This window comes from Pseudoalteromonas aurantia (assembly GCF_005886875.1).
GTDB lineage: Bacteria > Pseudomonadota > Gammaproteobacteria > Enterobacterales > Alteromonadaceae > Pseudoalteromonas > Pseudoalteromonas aurantia_A.
This window is the reverse complement of record NZ_PNBY01000143.1, coordinates 1-2,147: the sequence shown is the minus strand read 5'-3', so window position 1 is coordinate 2,147 and position 2,147 is coordinate 1. Positions and strand designations below refer to the sequence as shown.

At 40.9% G+C, this 2,147-nt stretch carries 3 protein-coding genes and 1 pseudogene; 1 reads left to right on the top strand and 3 read right to left on the bottom strand.

What is annotated here, in order from left to right:
* Positions 1-97: 97 nt before the first annotated feature.
* The 3 genes from CWC18_RS19765 to CWC18_RS19755 form a co-directional block, all read right to left on the bottom strand.
* Positions 98-412: a hypothetical protein gene (locus tag CWC18_RS19765; protein WP_138675952.1), complete on the bottom strand. Its 315-nt coding sequence runs from the start codon at positions 410-412 to the stop codon at positions 98-100.
* 177 nt (positions 413-589) lie between these two features.
* The gene (locus tag CWC18_RS19760; protein ID WP_138675951.1) at positions 590-937 is read right to left on the bottom strand and encodes a rhodanese-like domain-containing protein; all 348 of its coding nucleotides are present in this window, start codon (positions 935-937) and stop codon (positions 590-592) included.
* Between the two features lie 134 nt (positions 938-1,071).
* A complete protein-coding gene (locus tag CWC18_RS19755; protein ID WP_138592279.1) occupies positions 1,072-1,749 on the bottom strand; it encodes a nitroreductase family protein in 678 nt (225 codons plus the stop codon).
* Positions 1,750-1,873: 124 nt separating this feature from the next.
* Here CWC18_RS19755 and CWC18_RS19750 point away from each other — a divergent pair.
* Positions 1,874-1,990, top strand: a pseudogene (locus CWC18_RS19750) (fumarylacetoacetate hydrolase family protein); the annotation flags it as partial.
* Positions 1,991-2,147 lie beyond the last annotated feature (157 nt).

Genomic DNA, 2,147 nt, shown 5'->3' with positions numbered 1-2,147 from the left:
CGTAATTTGCATCTAAGTTATTCATGCCCTTGCCTTGGTAATCTTATGTTTCTTGGTCGAAAGATCTGATCACCACAAGGGAATTTAGTTCAATTTCTTATGCGCAGCTCAGGTTACTTAGTTCACCTTGGTAAGTGACATTAATCATGTTATTGCAGATACGAGAGTGGGCTGATATTTCTGGAGACAGCCCATTATTGCGCTGTAAAGTATGTGTTTTAATACAACTATGTTGGTTATATTCGTATCGTAAAATAGTCTCTTTAGAAATATCGAGTATTTCACCATATGCAGTTTTTTGCCATACACCAATAAATGAGTTATCAAGTTCTGACCTTTTATCGCTGTTACAGCCCATAAGCATGAATGGTGCAGAGATAAGTAACCCAATTATTTTGTACTTTTTTAACATCGTATGTTCCCTCTCGTACTGGTTATGTTAAGGGAATGTTAGCGCGGTTTGTGCTGTAAAATATGTGTATCAACCTTGAGCAAGTGTTTTTAAAGGTAAAAGAGTGCCTACACTTTTATACAATGAGGAGATACGACTAAAAGCAACACGTACCTTCAAAAGCAGAAGTAATATGGGTTATGAGAAAGTAGTGTAAACATCATCAAATTTACAGGTGATCACGCTAATATCTTGATAACCAATACGCGTTAGTTGCTCTGCTGCAAATATGGCGCGACCACCTGCTGCACAGTGCAAGTATATGGGTCGCTCGGCGTCCTTTTCTATGTCAGGTAATTTAAACTCTAGTAAGCCCCTTGGAATATTAAGGGCATTGGAAATCGATTTCTGTTGATGTTCACTGGGTTCTCTTACCTCAATCAGCAGGCCGTGATTACTAAGTAGCTCAGTTTTAGCTTGTGCCGCACTGATACAGCGCTGGTTAGGTCGCACGGTTTTTAATACGTCTTGTATGCTGGTCAGCATTATGGTACTCCTAGTTTAGGTTACTCATAAAGTATATAGTCAAAGTGAAGCTTGTGTAGCAATGCATTGCCCTGTTGCAATAAGAGGTGCTCGCTGAACGTGTTAGTAATTTCGCGGCCAGCGAGATAAGAGCGTTACAAAATGGTCGCGATCTCTTCGAAGGGTTTTTTGACCAATGCATGCTCTGGCACACTCGCATTTTCACTAGGGTATCCGGCGATTAATAGCATATAAGGGCGTTCATTATCACGATCACGGCCACAAATATCGGTAAGGAAGCTCATTGGCTTCGGTGTATGTGTTAAGGTAGCGAGGCCTGCATTATGTAATGCTTGAATTAAAAACCCAGTCGCGAGTCCAACTGATTCATGGACATAGTAATTGGTATTTCTATCTTCGCTTTGGATCCCGCCTTTTTTTTGGCTGAATACAGCAATAAGCCATGGTGCATGCTCTAAATACGGTTTTTGCGCGTCGGTCCCGAGTGGCTTTAATGCATCTAACCATTCTTCGCCTGCTCTGCCTTCATAAAATGAATGCTCAAGATCTTCAGCTGCTTGGCGAATTTGCTTTTTGACCTCAAGACTGTTGATCGCAACAAAGTGCCAAGGTTGATGATTTGCGCCACTGGGAGCTGTTGCGGCTGTCTTTATGCATGCTTCTATGATCTCTTGTGGTACAGAACGGTCACTAAAACTGCGGATGGAGTGACGGCGCTTAGTATTTGCGAGAAAGTCATTGGCGCGTTGTAACATTTCATCTTGTGGGTACTCAATAAAGTCACTTAAGGCGACATTAGCATGATCTTGCATAGGATTACCTGTTTATTTTAGTTAGTATAATGCAAGTTATAACCTGTGCTGAGCTTAGGCGCAATATGCCTTAGTAAACTGTGAATTTATGATGTAATTAATTAAATACAGGGAGTAAATGAATATGTTGTATCAAGCGACATGGGATGATGGTAGCACCATTGATTTACCAATGGGAAAGGCTGTATGTGTAGGTCGAAATTATGTCGCTCATGCACAAGAGCTAAATAATCCGATCCCCAGGGCAAGAGCATGAAAAATCACTTGCTATTCAATACTTTTTCTAGATAGCTCTCGTTTCTAGCGGCTTTTAACTGCTTAGCGCGTACACCTTTGTTAAAGGATGTCTCTTTCTTCAATAAATTCAATGCAATATGCCTTACACCAGCAAACACTTC

What these genes read in the sequence shown, in the direction of transcription:
- CWC18_RS19765 (WP_138675952.1), bottom strand. Translation starts at nt 412, where the DNA reads ATGTTAAAAAAGTACAAAATAATTGGGTTACTTATCTCTGCACCATTC.
- CWC18_RS19760 (WP_138675951.1), bottom strand. Translation starts at nt 937, where the DNA reads ATGCTGACCAGCATACAAGACGTATTAAAAACCGTGCGACCTAACCAG.
- CWC18_RS19755 (WP_138592279.1), bottom strand. Translation starts at nt 1,749, where the DNA reads ATGCAAGATCATGCTAATGTCGCCTTAAGTGACTTTATTGAGTACCCA.